Origin of the sequence: Thioalkalivibrio paradoxus ARh 1, from assembly GCF_000227685.2 — a bacterium.
GTDB classification, from domain to species: Bacteria; Pseudomonadota; Gammaproteobacteria; order Ectothiorhodospirales; family Ectothiorhodospiraceae; genus Thioalkalivibrio; species Thioalkalivibrio paradoxus.
The window spans coordinates 2,004,343-2,018,715 of record NZ_CP007029.1; the positions used below are offsets into that span (position 1 = coordinate 2,004,343).

At 67.1% G+C, this 14,373-nt stretch carries 11 protein-coding genes; 3 read left to right on the forward strand and 8 right to left on the reverse strand.

Annotated features, from left to right (window positions below):
• Positions 1-10 precede the first annotated feature (10 nt).
• The 3 genes from sdhA to sdhC are packed head-to-tail and all read right to left on the reverse strand — an operon-like array spanning position 11 to position 2,483.
• A complete protein-coding gene (gene sdhA / locus THITH_RS09140) occupies positions 11-1,774 on the reverse strand; it encodes a succinate dehydrogenase flavoprotein subunit (RefSeq protein WP_006747363.1) in 1,764 nt (587 codons plus the stop codon).
• Complete coding sequence (gene sdhD / locus THITH_RS09145) at positions 1,771-2,109, reverse strand: succinate dehydrogenase, hydrophobic membrane anchor protein (protein ID WP_006747362.1); 339 nt, start codon at positions 2,107-2,109, stop codon at positions 1,771-1,773. The genes sdhA and sdhD overlap by 4 nt, the downstream gene beginning before the upstream one ends.
• Positions 2,106-2,483 carry a succinate dehydrogenase, cytochrome b556 subunit gene (gene sdhC, locus THITH_RS09150; protein WP_006747361.1) on the reverse strand — a complete coding sequence of 126 codons (378 nt, stop codon included), beginning with the start codon at positions 2,481-2,483 and terminating at the stop codon, positions 2,106-2,108. The genes sdhD and sdhC overlap by 4 nt, the downstream gene beginning before the upstream one ends.
• A 114-nt stretch (positions 2,484-2,597) precedes the next feature.
• Between sdhC and ygfZ the strand changes: the two genes are divergently transcribed.
• The 3 genes from ygfZ (at position 2,598) to fusA (ending at position 6,006) form a co-directional block, all read left to right on the forward strand.
• Positions 2,598-3,650: a CAF17-like 4Fe-4S cluster assembly/insertion protein YgfZ gene (ygfZ, locus tag THITH_RS09155; RefSeq protein ID WP_006747360.1), complete on the forward strand. Its 1,053-nt coding sequence runs from the start codon at positions 2,598-2,600 to the stop codon at positions 3,648-3,650.
• Positions 3,651-3,653: 3 nt separating this feature from the next.
• A complete protein-coding gene (locus THITH_RS18780) occupies positions 3,654-3,818 on the forward strand; it encodes a hypothetical protein (RefSeq protein ID WP_006747359.1) in 165 nt (54 codons plus the stop codon).
• Between the two features lie 139 nt (positions 3,819-3,957).
• A complete protein-coding gene (gene fusA, locus THITH_RS09160; RefSeq protein WP_025367424.1) occupies positions 3,958-6,006 on the forward strand; it encodes an elongation factor G in 2,049 nt (682 codons plus the stop codon).
• A 90-nt stretch (positions 6,007-6,096) separates the two neighbouring features.
• On the opposite strand, the gene THITH_RS09165 is transcribed toward fusA, so the two are convergent.
• The 5 genes from THITH_RS09165 to THITH_RS17095 form a co-directional block, all read right to left on the reverse strand.
• A complete protein-coding gene (locus tag THITH_RS09165) occupies positions 6,097-6,861 on the reverse strand; it encodes an HAD-IA family hydrolase (protein ID WP_025367425.1) in 765 nt (254 codons plus the stop codon).
• Entirely contained in the window at positions 6,858-9,155 is a 2,298-nt protein-coding gene (locus THITH_RS09170; protein ID WP_006747356.1) for a putative bifunctional diguanylate cyclase/phosphodiesterase, read from the reverse strand. The genes THITH_RS09165 and THITH_RS09170 overlap by 4 nt, the downstream gene beginning before the upstream one ends.
• Positions 9,156-9,566: 411 nt before the next feature.
• The gene (lysS, locus tag THITH_RS09180) at positions 9,567-11,078 is read right to left on the reverse strand and encodes a lysine--tRNA ligase (protein ID WP_006747354.1); all 1,512 of its coding nucleotides are present in this window, start codon (positions 11,076-11,078) and stop codon (positions 9,567-9,569) included.
• Positions 11,079-11,083: 5 nt separating this feature from the next.
• Positions 11,084-12,179 (reverse strand): peptide chain release factor 2 gene (gene prfB, locus THITH_RS09185; RefSeq protein WP_156925506.1). Its coding sequence is split into 2 segments (ribosomal slippage): positions 11,084-12,106 and positions 12,108-12,179, totalling 1,095 coding nucleotides; the frame shifts between segments, so codons are not numbered across the junction.
• A 166-nt stretch (positions 12,180-12,345) separates the two neighbouring features.
• Positions 12,346-14,370: an aldehyde dehydrogenase family protein gene (locus THITH_RS17095; protein WP_006747352.1), complete on the reverse strand. Its 2,025-nt coding sequence runs from the start codon at positions 14,368-14,370 to the stop codon at positions 12,346-12,348.
• Positions 14,371-14,373 lie beyond the last annotated feature (3 nt).

Consider the following 14,373-nt stretch of genomic DNA (forward strand, 5'->3'; position numbering starts at 1 on the left):
GGGAACTCCTTCAGTAGACCCGCTGCTTCGGCGGGAACGACTCGACGGTCATCGGCTGCGTCCGCACCGGCTTGTAGTCGAGCAGGTCACCGTCGAGCGAATAGAGCGAGTGCTTCAACCAGCGCTGGTCGTCGCGCTCGGGGAAGTCGACCCGGCTGTGGGCGCCGCGGCTCTCCTCGCGGCCCAGTGCAGAACGCAGGGTCGCGATCGCGCAGTCCCAGAGGTTCTCGAGTTCCAGCGCCTCGACCCGCGCGGTGTTGAACGTCTGCGTGTGATCCCGGATCACCGCCCGGTCGATCCGCTCGCGCAGCGCCTGCAGCCGGGTTACCCCCTCCCGCATCACCTCCGCGCTGCGGAACACGCCGCAGTGGTCTTCCATCGCCTTGCGCAGCTCGCGCCGCAGCGGCTCCACCGCCTCGCCGTCGCCCTTGCGGTCCCAGCGCGCGAGGCGCTCGAGCGCCCGGTCGACCGACGGCCGATGCAACGGGCGGTGATAGTGGTTTTCGTCGAGGTACCCGAGAATATGGTTGGCCGCCGCACGTCCGAACACGAGGATGTCCAGCAGCGAGTTGCCGCCGAGCCGGTTGGCGCCGTGCACCGAGACGCACGCGGTCTCGCCGGCCGCATACAGGCCCGGAACCGGGTCCTCGGGCGCGTCCCGGACCGGGACCACCACCTGCCCGAATCGGTTGGTGGGAATGCCGCCCATGCTGTAGTGGCAGGTCGGGAACACCGGGATCGGCGCGTCGATCGGATCGATGCCGAGGAAGGTGATGCTCATCTCCCGGATCCCGGGGAGCTTCTTCAGAATCGTGTCGGCGCCGAGGTGGCGCACATCGAGCAGCGCGTGGTCCCGGTTTTTTCCGCAGCCGCGTCCCTCGCGCACCTCGACCGCGATCGCGCGGCTGACGACGTCGCGCGAAGCCAGATCCTTCGCGTTCGGGGCGTAGCGCTCCATGAACCGCTCGCCCTCGCCGTTGATCAAAAATCCCCCTTCGCCGCGCGCGCCCTCGGTGATCAGCATTCCGCGCCCGGCGATGCCGGTGGGGTGGAACTGCACGAACTCCATGTCCTCCAGGGGCACCCCGGCGCGCAGCGCCATGGCCATGCCGTCGCCGGTATTGCTCAGCGAGTTGGTGTTGGTGCGGAAGATCTGCCCGGCGCCGCCGGTTGCGATCAGCGTGGTCTTCGCCTCGATCACGATCGCCTCGCCGGAGAGGATCTCGAACGCGACTGCGCCGAGCACGTAGCCGTCGTCGTCCTTGATCAGGTCGATCGCGAAATATTCGTCGAAGAAATGCGTGCGCGCACGCAGGTTCTGCTGGTACAGCGAGTGGATGATCGCGTGCCCGGTGCGGTCCGCCGCGGCACAGGTACGCGCCGCCTGTTCCTTGCCGAAGTGCTGGCTCTGCCCGCCGAATGCCCGCTGGTAGATGCCGCCGCCGTCGAGGCGGGAGAACGGCACGCCGAAGTGCTCGAGCTCGTAGACCACCTTCGGTGCGGCCCGGCACATGTACTCGATCGCGTCCTGGTCGCCCAGATAGTCCGAACCCTTGATGGTGTCGAACATGTGCCAGTGCCAGGAGTCCGGCAACACGTTCGCCAGCGCGGCATTCACGCCGCCCTGGGCCGCGACGGTATGCGATCGGGTCGGGAACACCTTGGAGACCACCGCGACCCGCGCGTCGGCATTGGACAACTGCAGCGCCGCGCGCAGCCCGGCGCCTCCGGCACCGATGATCAGCGCATCGAACTTGCGCGAATTCAGCTTCATCGTAGCGCCGCCTCGATCAGGATCCACAGGGCCCAGAACCCCATCGCCAGAAAGGCTCCGGCCGCCAGCGTCAGCACGGTGAGCCGAACCCAGGCGGGTTTCAGGTAGTCGAGAATCACGTCGCGCAAGCCCACCCAGGCGTGCAGCAGCAGGACCAGCACGAACAGGGCCGTGGCCAACCAGACGGCCGGATGCGCGACCAGCGCCAGCCAGGCGGCGTGATCCGCCGGGGCGCGCGCGAGCAGCACCGCCACCGCCACGAACAGGTACAGGCCCGCGTATACCGCGGTGATCCGCTGCAGCAGCCAGGCGCGTTGCCCGCCCAGCAGACTCACAGGAACAACACCCAGAGCAGCAATGCGGTGACCAGACCGGCGCCCAGCGCCCACCAGGCCGTTGCCCGCGAGGCCTCACGCGTCTCGCCGACCCCGAACTCGAGCAGCAGGAAACGCAGCCCCACGAAGAAATGGTGCGCCAGCAGCCAGAACCAGCCGAGCAACAGCAGCAGGCCGAGCGGATGACGAAGAATCCCGACGGCCCGCTCGAAACCCTCCGGATCGGCCAGCGAGACCGCGAACAGCCACAGCACCAGCGGCATCGACACGATCAGCAGCACGCCAGTCACGCGGTGCAGGATGGAGACGAGAGCATTGACCGGAAGGCGGATCCTGCGCAGATCGAGAAAGATCGGACGGACCACGCTGGCCATTCGTTTCTCCTGGTCGGGCAGGGTCTACCCCGCCTATCTGACACCCATCGACGGCTTCGTCTACTATGGGGCCCCGTTGGTTCTACAGTATAGCGACAGCGCGGGGGGCAAGCGATGCGGGAAGACTGGAAGAAGCACCTGATCGACCAGGGCGCCGAGTTCGACGACGGCGACCACCTTCGCGACTTCGGAAACCCCGAGCGCGAGCGCAGTATCGCGGTGAACGGGTCGGTACTCTGCGACCTGTCCCACCGCGGACTGCTCGAGGTGCGGGGGCAGGATGCCCGGGATTTCCTTCAGAGCCAGTTCGGCAACGATGTACGCGAAGTGACCGGGACGCGCTCGCAGCTGTCGAGTTATTCGAACCCGAAGGGGCGCGCCTATGCCGTGATGCGGGTATTGCTGGACCGCGACGCGTACCTGCTCGAGACGAGCGCAGAACGGGCCGAGGCGGTGCGCAAGCGGCTGACGATGTTCGTGATGCGGGCCCAGGTGGTGATCGAGAATGCCGAGGACACGCGAATCCGCTTCGGCCTCTCCGGCCCGAATGCGGAGGAGCAGCTGCAGCAGACGCTCGGCGCCTTTCCGGTCGAGGTCAACGACGTGCTCACCCGGGGCGAGGTCTCGGCGGTCCGGGTTCCGTGCATGATGCATCCTCGCTTCGAGATCTTTGGCGAGATCGATGCCTGCAAGCCGCTGTGGAACGACCTCAACGTACACTGTGCGCCGGTCGGACCCGAGAGCTGGCGTCTGCTCGACATTCTGGCCGGGCTGCCCGAGATCTATCCGGAAACCAGCGAGGCCTTCGTGCCGCAGATGATCAACCTGCACGCGCTGAACGGCATCAGTTTCAAGAAGGGCTGCTACCCGGGACAGGAGGTCGTGGCCCGCATGCATTACCTCGGCAAGCTGAAACGGCGCATGTTCCGGCTCGCGATCGAGGGCCAGGATCGGCCGCAGCCGGGCAGCCCGGTGTTTCGTGCCGGCGGCGATCCGGCTCAGCCCGACGGCACGATCGTCGACGCGGTGCTGCACCCCGACGGGCTCTGGGCCGCGCTGGCGGTACTGCAGACTCCGGCCGCCGAGCAGCCGCTGTGCTGGGGCAACCCGACCGGGCCGGCCGCCCATGTGATTCCCCTGCCCTATCCCGTACCCGAAGGGGCCTGAACGATGCGCTTCCTGTTCTTCTTCGCAGTCCTGATCGTGCTGGTGCTGTGGGCGGCCTTTTTCAGCCGCCCCGACAACCGCCGGCTCTCCAACACGCTGTACGCGATTGCCGGCGTGCTCGCGCTGCTGTTCGTGATCGGCTACCTGCGGCTGGACGGATACTTCTGACCGCCGCCGATCCACTTCCGCGGCACCCGGCACTACGGCCCCCCGGGTTGCCACGCGCCGGACTGCTGCCACCCATTGTCATCCAATCGGCGGCAGGCCAGACTTCGGGCCCATGCCACCGACGAACGAGAACGACTTCATGACACCGAGTTCAGTCCACGATATTCGCAACGTCGCGCTGCTGGGCCATACCGGCAGCGGCAAGACCAGCCTGCTGGAGGCCCTGCTCGCCGCCGCCGGGGCGATCCAGAACTCGGGCACGGTCGAGCGTGGCGATACCCTGAGCGACCAGGATCCGCTGGAGAAGTCGATCGGGCACTCGGTCAGCACGACCGCGGCCCATCTGGAATGGGCCGGGCACTGGATCAATCTGCTCGACACGCCGGGACTGCCCGACCTGGTCGGGCGGGCATTGGTCGCGCTGCCTGCCGTGGAGACCGCTGCGGTGGTGATCAACGCCAGCGCCGGGGTCGAGGCGGTGACGCGGCGCGCGATGGCGGCTGCCGGCGACCGCTGCCGGATGATCATCGTCAACCGGATCGATGCCGCGGATTCCGGTCTGGGCAACCTGATGGGCTCGATCAACGAGGCCTTTGGCCCGGAGTGTCTTCCGATCAACCTGCCGTCTCCCGACGGCACGCGGGTGATCGACTGCTTCTTCCAGCCCGACCCTGAGGCCGCCACGGCCTTCTCCAGCGTGACCGAGGCGCACGACGCGATCGTCGACCAGGTCGTGGAACTCGACGAAGCGCTGATGGAACGTTACCTCGAGCAGGGGCAAAACCTGGATCCCGAGCAACTGCATGACCCGTTCGAGCAGGCGCTGCGGGAAGGGCACCTGGTGCCGGTCTGTTTCGTGTCAGCGCGCACCGGTGCCGGCATCCGCGAACTGCTGGATATCCTGGGCCGCCTGATGCCCGATCCGACCGAGGGCAATCCCCCGCACTTCGTCAAGGGCGAGGGCGCTGCGGCGCAACCGGTCGAAGTGCTGCCGGACCCCGATCGCCACGCAGTGGCCCATGTGTTCCAGGTCCAGAACGACCCGTTCCGCGGCCGGCTGGCATTGTTCCGCATCCACCAGGGGACGATCAGCCCGAACACGCAGCTGTTCATCGGCGACGCACGCAAGCCGTTCCGCGTTTCGCACCTGCTACGGCTGCAGGGGCGCGAACAGGTCGAAACCGCACGGGGGGTTCCAGGCGACATCTGCGCCGTCGCCCGGGTCGACGAAATCCACCGCGACGCGGTGCTACACGACTCCCACGACGAGGACCGGCATCACCTGGTGCCGCCGCAGTACCCGCGCCCGGTGTTCGGGCTGGCACTGCTGCCGCGCAAGCACGGCGACGAGCAAAAGTTGTCGGAAGCGCTGTCGCGGATGCTCGACGAGGATCCCTGCCTGGAGATCGCGTTCGAACCGCAGACGCGGCAGACCGTGGTCCGGGGCCTCGGCGAGCTGCACCTGAAGATCCTGCTCGAACAACTCGAGGGCCGCTGGAACCTACAGGTCGAGACTGCCACCCCGGCGGTGCCCTATCGCGAGGCGATTACCCGGCCCGCCGAAGCCCGATACCGGCACAAGAAGCAGAGCGGCGGCTCCGGTCAGTTCGGCGAGGTCGCGCTGCGTGTCGAACCCCTGCCCCGCGGTGCCGGCTACGAATTCCAGGACGAGGTCAAGGGCGGAGCGATCCCCGGGAACTTCATGCCGGCAGTGCAGAAGGGCGTGCAGCAGGCGCTGGATGAAGGCGCGCTGGCCGGTTTTCCGATACAGGATCTGCGCGTCACCGTGGTCGATGGCAAACACCACAGCGTGGACTCCAACGAAATCTCGTTCTCCACCGCTGCGCGTCAGGCGACGCTGGATGCGGTGCGGGCCGCGTCCCCGGTGGTGCTGGAACCGCTGGTGAACGTCACCGTGAAGGCCACCGAGGACCACTTCGGCGACGTCAGCGCGGAATTCGCCAGCCGGCGCGGCCGGGTAATCGGCACCGGCAGCCCGGCTCCGGGCTGGAGCGAGATCCATGCGCTGGTACCCCTGGCCGAGATGGAAGGCTTCGAGGCACGGCTGAAGTCGATCTGCGCCGGGGACAGCGAGTTCGTGATGTCGGCCGCCGACTATGAACCCGCCCCGCCCGACGTACAGGGGCGCCTGGCGAGCGCCTACGACGGGCGCACCGAGGTCCATTGACGCCCCGGGTGCGCGGCGCGGTGCCCCCAAGGACCGGGGCGCGCGCGTGCTGACGGGCGCGTCCCGCTGCTCCCTGCCGGAGCCGCAGATTCAGGCTGGCGGCGCGCGCCCGGGAACTTCGCCGTGAATCAGTGCCGTGAGCGCACGCAGATCGCGGATCGTGGGGTGCTCTGGGTCGCCCATTGGCCGGTGGTCGGCCTGGTCGCGCTGTAGATAAACCGCGCGCAGGCCGGCCGCACGCGCGCCAGCGACGTCCTCGGCGAACGAGTCTCCGACGTGCAAGGTATTGGCAGGCGCCACTCCCAGCCGCGCGACGGCTTCGTGGAAGATCCCGGCCCGCGGTTTCGCCGCGCCCACCTCGGCGGCGAAGACCACGGTGTCCACGCGCGGCTCCAGCCCGAGACCGCGGCAGACCGGAACCAGGCGTGCATCGAAGTTCGAGACGATCGCAAGCCGCAGGCCGGAACGGCGCAATCCCTGCAGTAACGCGTCGATCTCCGGGTATTTCTGCCAGGCTGAAGGCTCCGCGAAGCTTCGCCAGATCTCGTCGAAGAACGCGTCGAACGCGAGCGGACCCAACCCATCCATCACCCGCAGAACCAGACGCCTCCACCACGCCCGGTCTTCGGCATCGTTGCCGGCACGGTCACCCGGCCGATACCGCGGCGGAGCCAGCGCCGGGAAGACCTCGCGAAAACGCCGTTCGAGCAGATCCTCGAGGCCGTCGCGCGCCGGCAGCCCATGCGCGCGGGCGGCCGCCGCATAGACCGAACCGACCGGATCGCGCAGGCCGAACAGCGTCCCCGCGGCATCGAAGGTGACCGCCTGCAGCCGATCCCCGAGCGCGGGCATCATCGCGCTCCATCCGCGAGTGGTCGAGCCACGATCTGTTCTGCAGGGACCGGGCGCCCGAACAGGTAGCCCTGCCCGACTTCGCAGCCTTCACGCTGCAGAAACTCGCGCTGCTCCTCGCGTTCCACGCCTTCGGCCACGACCTCGAGGTCCAGACTGTGGCCCAGGCCAATGATCGCGCGCACGATGGCGTCGTCGTCGTGGCTCCGACCGACGTCCTGGACGAAGGCGTGGTCGACCTTCAGGCGATTCAGCGGCAGGTTCTTGATGTAGCGCAGCGACGAGTACCCGGTCCCGAAGTCGTCGACCGCGACACTGACACCCAGCTGCTGCAACGCGCGCAGGGTCTCGATGGCCCGGCCGGCCTCGCACATGATCATCGACTCGGTGACCTCGAGTTCCAGCCGTTCCGGCGCCAGCCCCGTCTCGCGCAGCACCTCCTGAACCAGCGGCACCAGCGCGGCACGCTCGAGTTCCTGCACCGAGAGGTTCACTGCAACGCGCGGGACAGCGCAGCCCAGGGCATCCCACTCCTGCATCTGGCGGCAGGCGGCACGCAACACCCATGCGCCGAGATCGCCGATGATCGCCATCTCCTCGGCGATCGGGATGAACCTGCCGGGCAGAATCAGGCCCTGCTCCGGGTGCTGCCAGCGAACCAGGGCCTCGACACCGGTCAGGCGCCGCGTGGCCAGGTGCACCTGCGGCTGGAAATGCAGCACCCATTCCTCGCGCGCCAGAGCGAGGCGCAGCGCGTTCTCCAGCGTGAGGCGTGCCATCACCTCTCGGGACATTTCTTCCTGGTAGAAGCAGTAGGTATTGCGGCCCTGGGACTTCGCCCGGTACATCGCCAGCTCGGCATTCTTCAGCAGCTGGTCGACCGTCTCACCGTCTGCCGGATGCAGCGCGATTCCGATGCTCGCGGTGATGAACAGTTGCTGACCATCGACCATCAGCCCCGTGCCAAGCAACCCCAGCAGTTTTCCTGCCACCCTGCCCGCGTGGCGCTTGCAGTCGTCCCCCTCCAGTACGAGCACGAATTCGTCGCCCCCCACCCGCGCGAGCGTGTCGCCGGCCCGCAGGTGCGTTTGCAGCCGGGTCGCCACCTGCTGCAGCAGTTGGTCGCCCAGGGAATGGCCCAGCGAATCGTTCAGGTTCTTGAAACGGTCCAGATCGATGTATAGCGCACTAACGCAGCCTGCCCGTCGGCCGGACCGTCGCATCGCGACCTCCAGCCGGTCGCGCAACAGCAACCGGTTGGGCAACCCGGTCAGCGCATCATGTTGAGACTGGAACTCGAGTTCTTCGGTCGAACGGCGGAGGCGGTCCTCGGTTTCGCGCAGGCGGGTGACATCGATGTCGATACAGTACAGCTCCGGTTCTCCAGCCGGATTGCGCAGCATCGCGTGGCTGGAGAACACGTTCACGGGCGTACCGTCCTTGCGCTGCAGCACCAGTTCCTCGCTGAAGCTGTCGAACCCTTCGCGAGCCCACTTGCTGACGCGCGCGATGACCTCAGGGCGCATCGCCGGCGGAACGACGAGGCGTTCCAGACGGCGCCCGAGCGCCTCCGAGCGCGTATACCCATACAGCTTCTCGCTGGCATGGTTCCAGTAGAGGACCCGGCGCCGCGTGTCGTAGATCTGCACGGCGATGCTGTCGATGTTTTCGAACAGCTGCCGGAACCGGGCCTCGCTGCGCTCGAGTGCCTGGGTCGCCACCCGCTGGCGGAGACGGTTGGCAAGCAGCATGCCCAGCGCCATCGTCGCGAGCGGGAAGATGACCGCGACGGGTACTCCGATCGCACGGACCACATCGACCGCAATCGGCCCGGGCAACGTGAACATCAGCGCCAGCATCACCGCGTGCACCACCACGCCCAGCAGGTAGAGCTCCCCCGCGCCGATCTCTGCAACCGGCCGCCGGCGCAGCTGGGCCCAGGCGATTCCGATCAGTCCCGATGCGACGATCACCGAAACGCCGGTCCAGGCCCCCGCGCCGCCCTGGATCAGGCGGTACGCGGCCGCGATGGCCATCGCGATGGCCGTGGGCAGCGCACCGAAGAACACCCCGGAGACGGCGAGCAGTACCGAGCGGGTATCGAAAACGATTCCGGGTTCCAGCACGAACGGCGTCGACATGATGCCGATGCCGATGACCCCGAGCACGAACCCCATCAATACCCGGACGCGCGCCTGATAGGAATCGAGGCCGCGGGGCAGCAGGGTCAGCACGACCACTAGCGCCAGCAGCAGCGCTGCATTTTGCAGCAGTGCAGTGACGATCGGCTGGCTCATCGATGGGCCGGCCGCAGTCCGTTCCGCCGCAGCAAAGGCTGGCACGATACCGGATCGAAGACCCTGGGATCACGGCATCGAGTCATCCGGGATCCGCTCGGTCAGCGAGAGTCGTTGGAACGCCCGCGTGGACCTTGCCGGACGGGCTGCTGCCCCGCCCCCTTTTCGCGCAGCATCCGCGGCGTGTTCTTGTCCGGATCGCTGAACAGGAAACGTCCCGCCAACACACAGCCCTTCATGCCGGGTTCGCACCGGCGGCCCGGAACCCGCTGGCACTCGCCACGGGCTTCGTGAGGGCAACCCCAGCCGCTCATGCCATCGCCTCCGGTCTCGAATGGGTACGAGGCCAATGTACCACAGGCCCAGGCCGCGCAAGCCGGTCGCAGACGGCGTGCGCGGCGCCGGGGCGCGTCAGGTTTCGGGGCGCAGGTGCGGAAACAGCAGCACGTCGCGGATCGACGGTGCGTCGGTAAGCAGCATCACCAGCCGGTCGATGCCGATGCCCTCGCCCGCGGTCGGCGGCAGGCCGTATTCCAGCGCACGGATGTAGTCGGCGTCGTAATGCATCGCCTCGAGGTCGCCGGCCTCCTTCTCGCTGACCTGGGTACGGAAACGCTCGGCCTGGTCTTCCGGGTCGTTCAACTCGGAGAACCCGTTCGCGATTTCGCGACCGCCGACGAAGAACTCGAAACGATCGGTCACGAACGGGTCCTGGTCGTTGCGGCGCGCCAGCGGCGAGACTTCGGTCGGATACGCGGTGATGAAGGTCGGATGGCGCAGCTTGGCCTCCACCGTCTTCTCGAACACCTCGATCCAGAGCTTGCCCAGGCCGTAGCCGGGCTTCAGCGGAATCCCGAGTCGTTCGCAGTGCATGCGCATCCGCTCCGCGTTCTCCAGATCACCGGCCGGGATGTCCGAATTGAATGCAAGAATCGCGTCGCGCACCGTCATGCGCGCGAACGGGCTGGCAAAATCGTGCACTTCTCCCTGGTAGCTGATCTGCGTGGTTCCCAGCACGTCCGCGCACAGCCCGCGCATCAACGCCTCGGTCCGATCCATCAGTTCATGGTGGGTCACGAACGCCTCGTAGAACTCGAGCATCGTGAACTCGGGGTTGTGCCGGGTCGAGAGCCCCTCGTTGCGGAAGTTGCGGTTGATCTCGAACACCTTCTCGAAGCCCCCGACCACCAACCGCTTCAGGTAGAGCTCCGGTGCGATGCGCAGGTACAGATCCATTCCCAGCGCGTTGTGATGCGTGGTGAACGGACGTGCGGTCGCACCACCCGGGATCGCCTGCATCATCGGCGTCTCGACCTCGAGAAACCCCTCGCCGGTGAAGTAGTCGCGGATGTATTCGATGATGCGCGTACGGGTGCGGAACAGCTCCCGGGTCTCGGGAGAGGTGATCAGATCGACGTAGCGCTGGCGGTACCGCGTTTCCTGGTCGGACAGGCCGTGGAACTTCTCGGGCAGCGGGCGCAGGCTCTTGGTCAGGAGCCGCAGTTCCTGCACCCGGATCGACAGTTCTCCGGTACGCGTCTTGAACAAGGTGCCGCGCGCGCCGAGCACGTCGCCGAGATCCCATTGCTTGAACGCGGCGTACCCGCCTTCGGGCAATGCGTCGCGCTGCACGAACAGCTGAATGTCGCCGGACTGGTCGCGCAGCGTCGCGAAGCTGGCCTTGCCCATCACCCGCTTGCCGATCATGCGCCCGGCCACCGCCACCTCGACCGCCGCCGCCTCGAGCATTTCCGGCTCTTCGGGGTCGTGGCGTGCGTGCAGATCGCCGGCGAGCGCGTTGCGCCGGAAATCGTTCGGAAACGCCGGACCCTCCGCCCGCAGCGCGGCCAGCTTGTCGCGGCGCTGCGCGATCAGCTTGTTCTCGTCCAGGCGGGCGTCGCCACCATCGCGCTGTGCATCCATCGCGGTCACAGCCCGCTCTTCAGGCTGGCCTCGATGAAGGGATCGAGGTCGCCGTCCAATACCGATTGCGTATTCCCCACTTCAACACCTGTTCGTAAGTCTTTGATTCTGGATTGATCCAGCACATAGGAGCGGATCTGGCTACCCCAGCCGATGTCGGATTTCGTCTCCTCCAACGCCTGCTTCTCGGCGTTGCGCTTCTGGATCTCCATCTCGTAGAGCTTGGCCTTCAGCTGCTTCATCGCCGTGTCCCGGTTCTTGTGCTGGGAGCGGTCGTTCTGACAGGCCACCACGATTCCCGAGGGCATGTGCGTGATCCGGATCGCCGACTCGGTGCGGTTCACGTGCTGGCCGCCTGCCCCGCTCGCGCGGTAGGTATCGACCTTCAGATCCGCCGGATTGATCTCGATCTCGATCGAATCGTCGATTTCCGGGGAAACGAAGACCGCTGCGAACGAGGTGTGGCGGCGGTTGCCGGAATCGTACGGCGACTTGCGCACCAGGCGGTGCACGCCGATCTCGGTGCGCAGCCAGCCGAACGCGTACTCGCCGTCGAACTTCACGGTCGCGCTCTTGATCCCGGCCACGTCGCCTTCGGAGAGTTCGATGATCTCGGTCCGGAAACCGCGGCGCTCACCCCAGCGCAGATACATGCGCAGCAGCATCTCGGCCCAGTCCTGCGCCTCGGTCCCGCCGGAACCCGCCTGGATGTCGAGAAACGCGTTCGCGGAGTCCATCTCCCCGGAGAACATGCGCCGGAATTCCAGCTCCTCGACCCGCCGGTTCAGCTGCTCGAGGTCGGTCGCGACCGCGTCGACCGTCGACGTATCGTCGTCCGCTTCGGCCAACTCCAGCAGGTCGTGGCTATCGCTGAGCTGCGCTTCTATCTCGCGGATATTGAGGACCACCGCCTCGAGCTGGGCACGCTCCCGCCCCAGCGCCTGGGCCCGCTCCGGGTCGTTCCAGATGGCGGGATCTTCCAGTTCGCGCAGCACTTCTTCCAGTCGTTCTTCGCGGTGGGCGAAGTCAAAGATACCCCCTAAGGCCTTCCAGGCGGCCCTTCAGGTCAGCGATGTTCGAGTAGTAGGGATTGAGTTCCATGGTCACATCCACAGGCAAAGCCGTGCATTATACCAGCCGAAGGCGCACGGAGAACTTTCTCGTTCTCCGGCGCCCACGACGTGTATCCTCAGACCCACCTGTGGCGGGGGACGACGCACCGAAATGCCCCGGAATGGCTGACCTGCACGCGTCGGGATGGCTGGGGTCAGTCCTTCGGAGGGCCCGTGATTCCGTAGATGGCCTGCACGCGCGTGTAGAATTCGGCGTCCCATCGACCGTGTTCCGGTGGACCGAGGCCGGACGCTTTCCAACCGCCAAACGGCGCCTCGGCATGCACCCCCGCTGGCGGACAATTGATCTTCAACAACCCGGCCCGCACTTCGGTCAGGAAGCGTTCCTGCAGGTGCGGGTCATCGCTGTAGAGCGTGGCCACCAGCCCCTGGGGTACGGCATTGACGAGGGTCAGTGCCTCGTCGAAATCACGCACGGTGGACACCAGGGCGACGGGGCCAAAGCTCTCCTCGCGAAATATGCGGGTCTCCGGCGCGACGTTGCGCAGCAGCGTCGGAGCGTACCAGGCACCGTGATCCAACCCGCGTGGAACGATGCCACCGCAGACGACTCCGGCGCCGCCCTCGAGGGCCCGCGTGACGACGTCCGCAATTGCGTCACGCGCCTCGGCGGAAACCAGCGGCCCGACTTCGGTCGAGACATCCCCCGGTTCGCCGACGACGAGGGCCCGGGTCGCGGCCTCCAGAGCCTGGAGGAGTTCGGCCTCGCGCTCCCGGACGACAAGGATGCGCCGCCCGGCGGTGCAGCGCTGACCGGCAAAGCCGAAGGCCGCCCGGGCGAGCACTGCGGCTATGGCGGGAATGTCAGCGTCGTGCATCACGACGACAGCGTTGTTGCCGCCCAGTTCGGCCTGGAGAGGCTTGAAGTGAGCCGCACAGGCAAGCGCGAGCTGCCGCCCTGCCGACTCGGATGCAGTGACCGATACGGCCTCGATGCCGGGATGACGCGCCAGCTGCTGCGCGACGCTGCCATCGCCATGCAGCAGACCGACGAGGCCGACCGGCAATGGCGAAGCCGAGAAGGCCTCCACCACGAGTTCCGCCACGGCTGCGCCAAAAAGCGACGGCTTCCAGATCACGGCGTTGCCGAGTACAAGAGCGGGGAACAACTTGCCGATCGGAATGCCTAGCGCGTGATTGAATGGCGTGATCGCGGCGACGGTTCCGATGGGCACGCGGCGTGCCCGGACGTCACCGCCACAGCGTTCCCAGGGGTGCGCGGCGCCGTACTGTCGGATCGCGACACGCGCAAGCTCGATCGCGCGGGCGACTTCGGCACGGGCCTCGGTCAACGGCTTGCCGATATCGCGCACGAGTGCGTCAGCGAGAATGTTGGCACGGTTTTCCAGTGCATCCGCGATCCCGGCAAGGATCTCGCCGCGGACCTCCGGCCGGTGGGCGGCCCACTCGCCCTGCGCCCGGTGCGCGCATTTCACGGCATCGTCCACCTGCTTCGTCGTCGCCGCCGTCACAAACCCGAGAACGGCGTCGAGCCGCGACGGGTTCCGGCGCGTCCACCGACCAACGGACTCCGGCGCGCTGCTGACGCGATGCCCGGGCAGCACCCCCGGCTGCTCTGGCTCGGCTCCGGGCACAGCGTCGGAACGAATGAACCGCACCTGGCGTGCTTCGAGGTAGTTTCGTGTCAGCTCGGCGTACAGCGGGTCGTACGACGCCACGGCATCCTCGATCACGGCGACCCGGAAACCACGCTGGTACGCGCCCAGCGCGGTTTCACGCACACAGGCATGCGTATGCACACCGGCGACCAGTACGGACTCGATTCTCTCCGCGGCAAGCCACGCCGCCAGATCGGGGTTCGAGAACGGATCGAACACGGTCTTCGCAAAGACCGGCTCGCCGGCACCGGGACGGGCCTCGTCAGGTGCTTGGGCACCGAGCGTCGCTTCGACGCAGCACCACACATCGTTCGTGCGCTGGTGCGGCATGCGATTACTGCCGTCCGGTGCGACGCGGGTGTGGACGTGGGCGATCGGCATGCCTGCCGATCGAACCCGTGCCAGCAATCTCGCGACACCGTCCAGCAGCGCGGCACGCGGCGGCGCGAGATCGGAACGGGACAGGTAGTCGTTCTGGACGTCGATCAGCAGCAGGGCAGAGCGGCCTCGCGCCGGTTCGCCGCGGGTACGATCGGCCAAGCT

Excerpts from the sequence above, each read along its gene's own strand:
- sdhA (WP_006747363.1), bottom strand. The coding sequence starts at position 1,774 with ATGAAGCTGAATTCGCGCAAGTTCGATGCGCTGATCATCGGTGCCGGA.
- sdhC (WP_006747361.1), bottom strand. The coding sequence starts at position 2,483 with ATGGCCAGCGTGGTCCGTCCGATCTTTCTCGATCTGCGCAGGATCCGC.
- ygfZ (WP_006747360.1), top strand. The coding sequence starts at position 2,598 with ATGCGGGAAGACTGGAAGAAGCACCTGATCGACCAGGGCGCCGAGTTC.
- THITH_RS18780 (WP_006747359.1), top strand. The coding sequence starts at position 3,654 with ATGCGCTTCCTGTTCTTCTTCGCAGTCCTGATCGTGCTGGTGCTGTGG.
- fusA (WP_025367424.1), top strand. The coding sequence starts at position 3,958 with ATGACACCGAGTTCAGTCCACGATATTCGCAACGTCGCGCTGCTGGGC.
- THITH_RS09165 (WP_025367425.1), bottom strand. The coding sequence starts at position 6,861 with ATGATGCCCGCGCTCGGGGATCGGCTGCAGGCGGTCACCTTCGATGCC.
- THITH_RS09170 (WP_006747356.1), bottom strand. The coding sequence starts at position 9,155 with ATGAGCCAGCCGATCGTCACTGCACTGCTGCAAAATGCAGCGCTGCTG.
- lysS (WP_006747354.1), bottom strand. The coding sequence starts at position 11,078 with ATGGATGCACAGCGCGATGGTGGCGACGCCCGCCTGGACGAGAACAAG.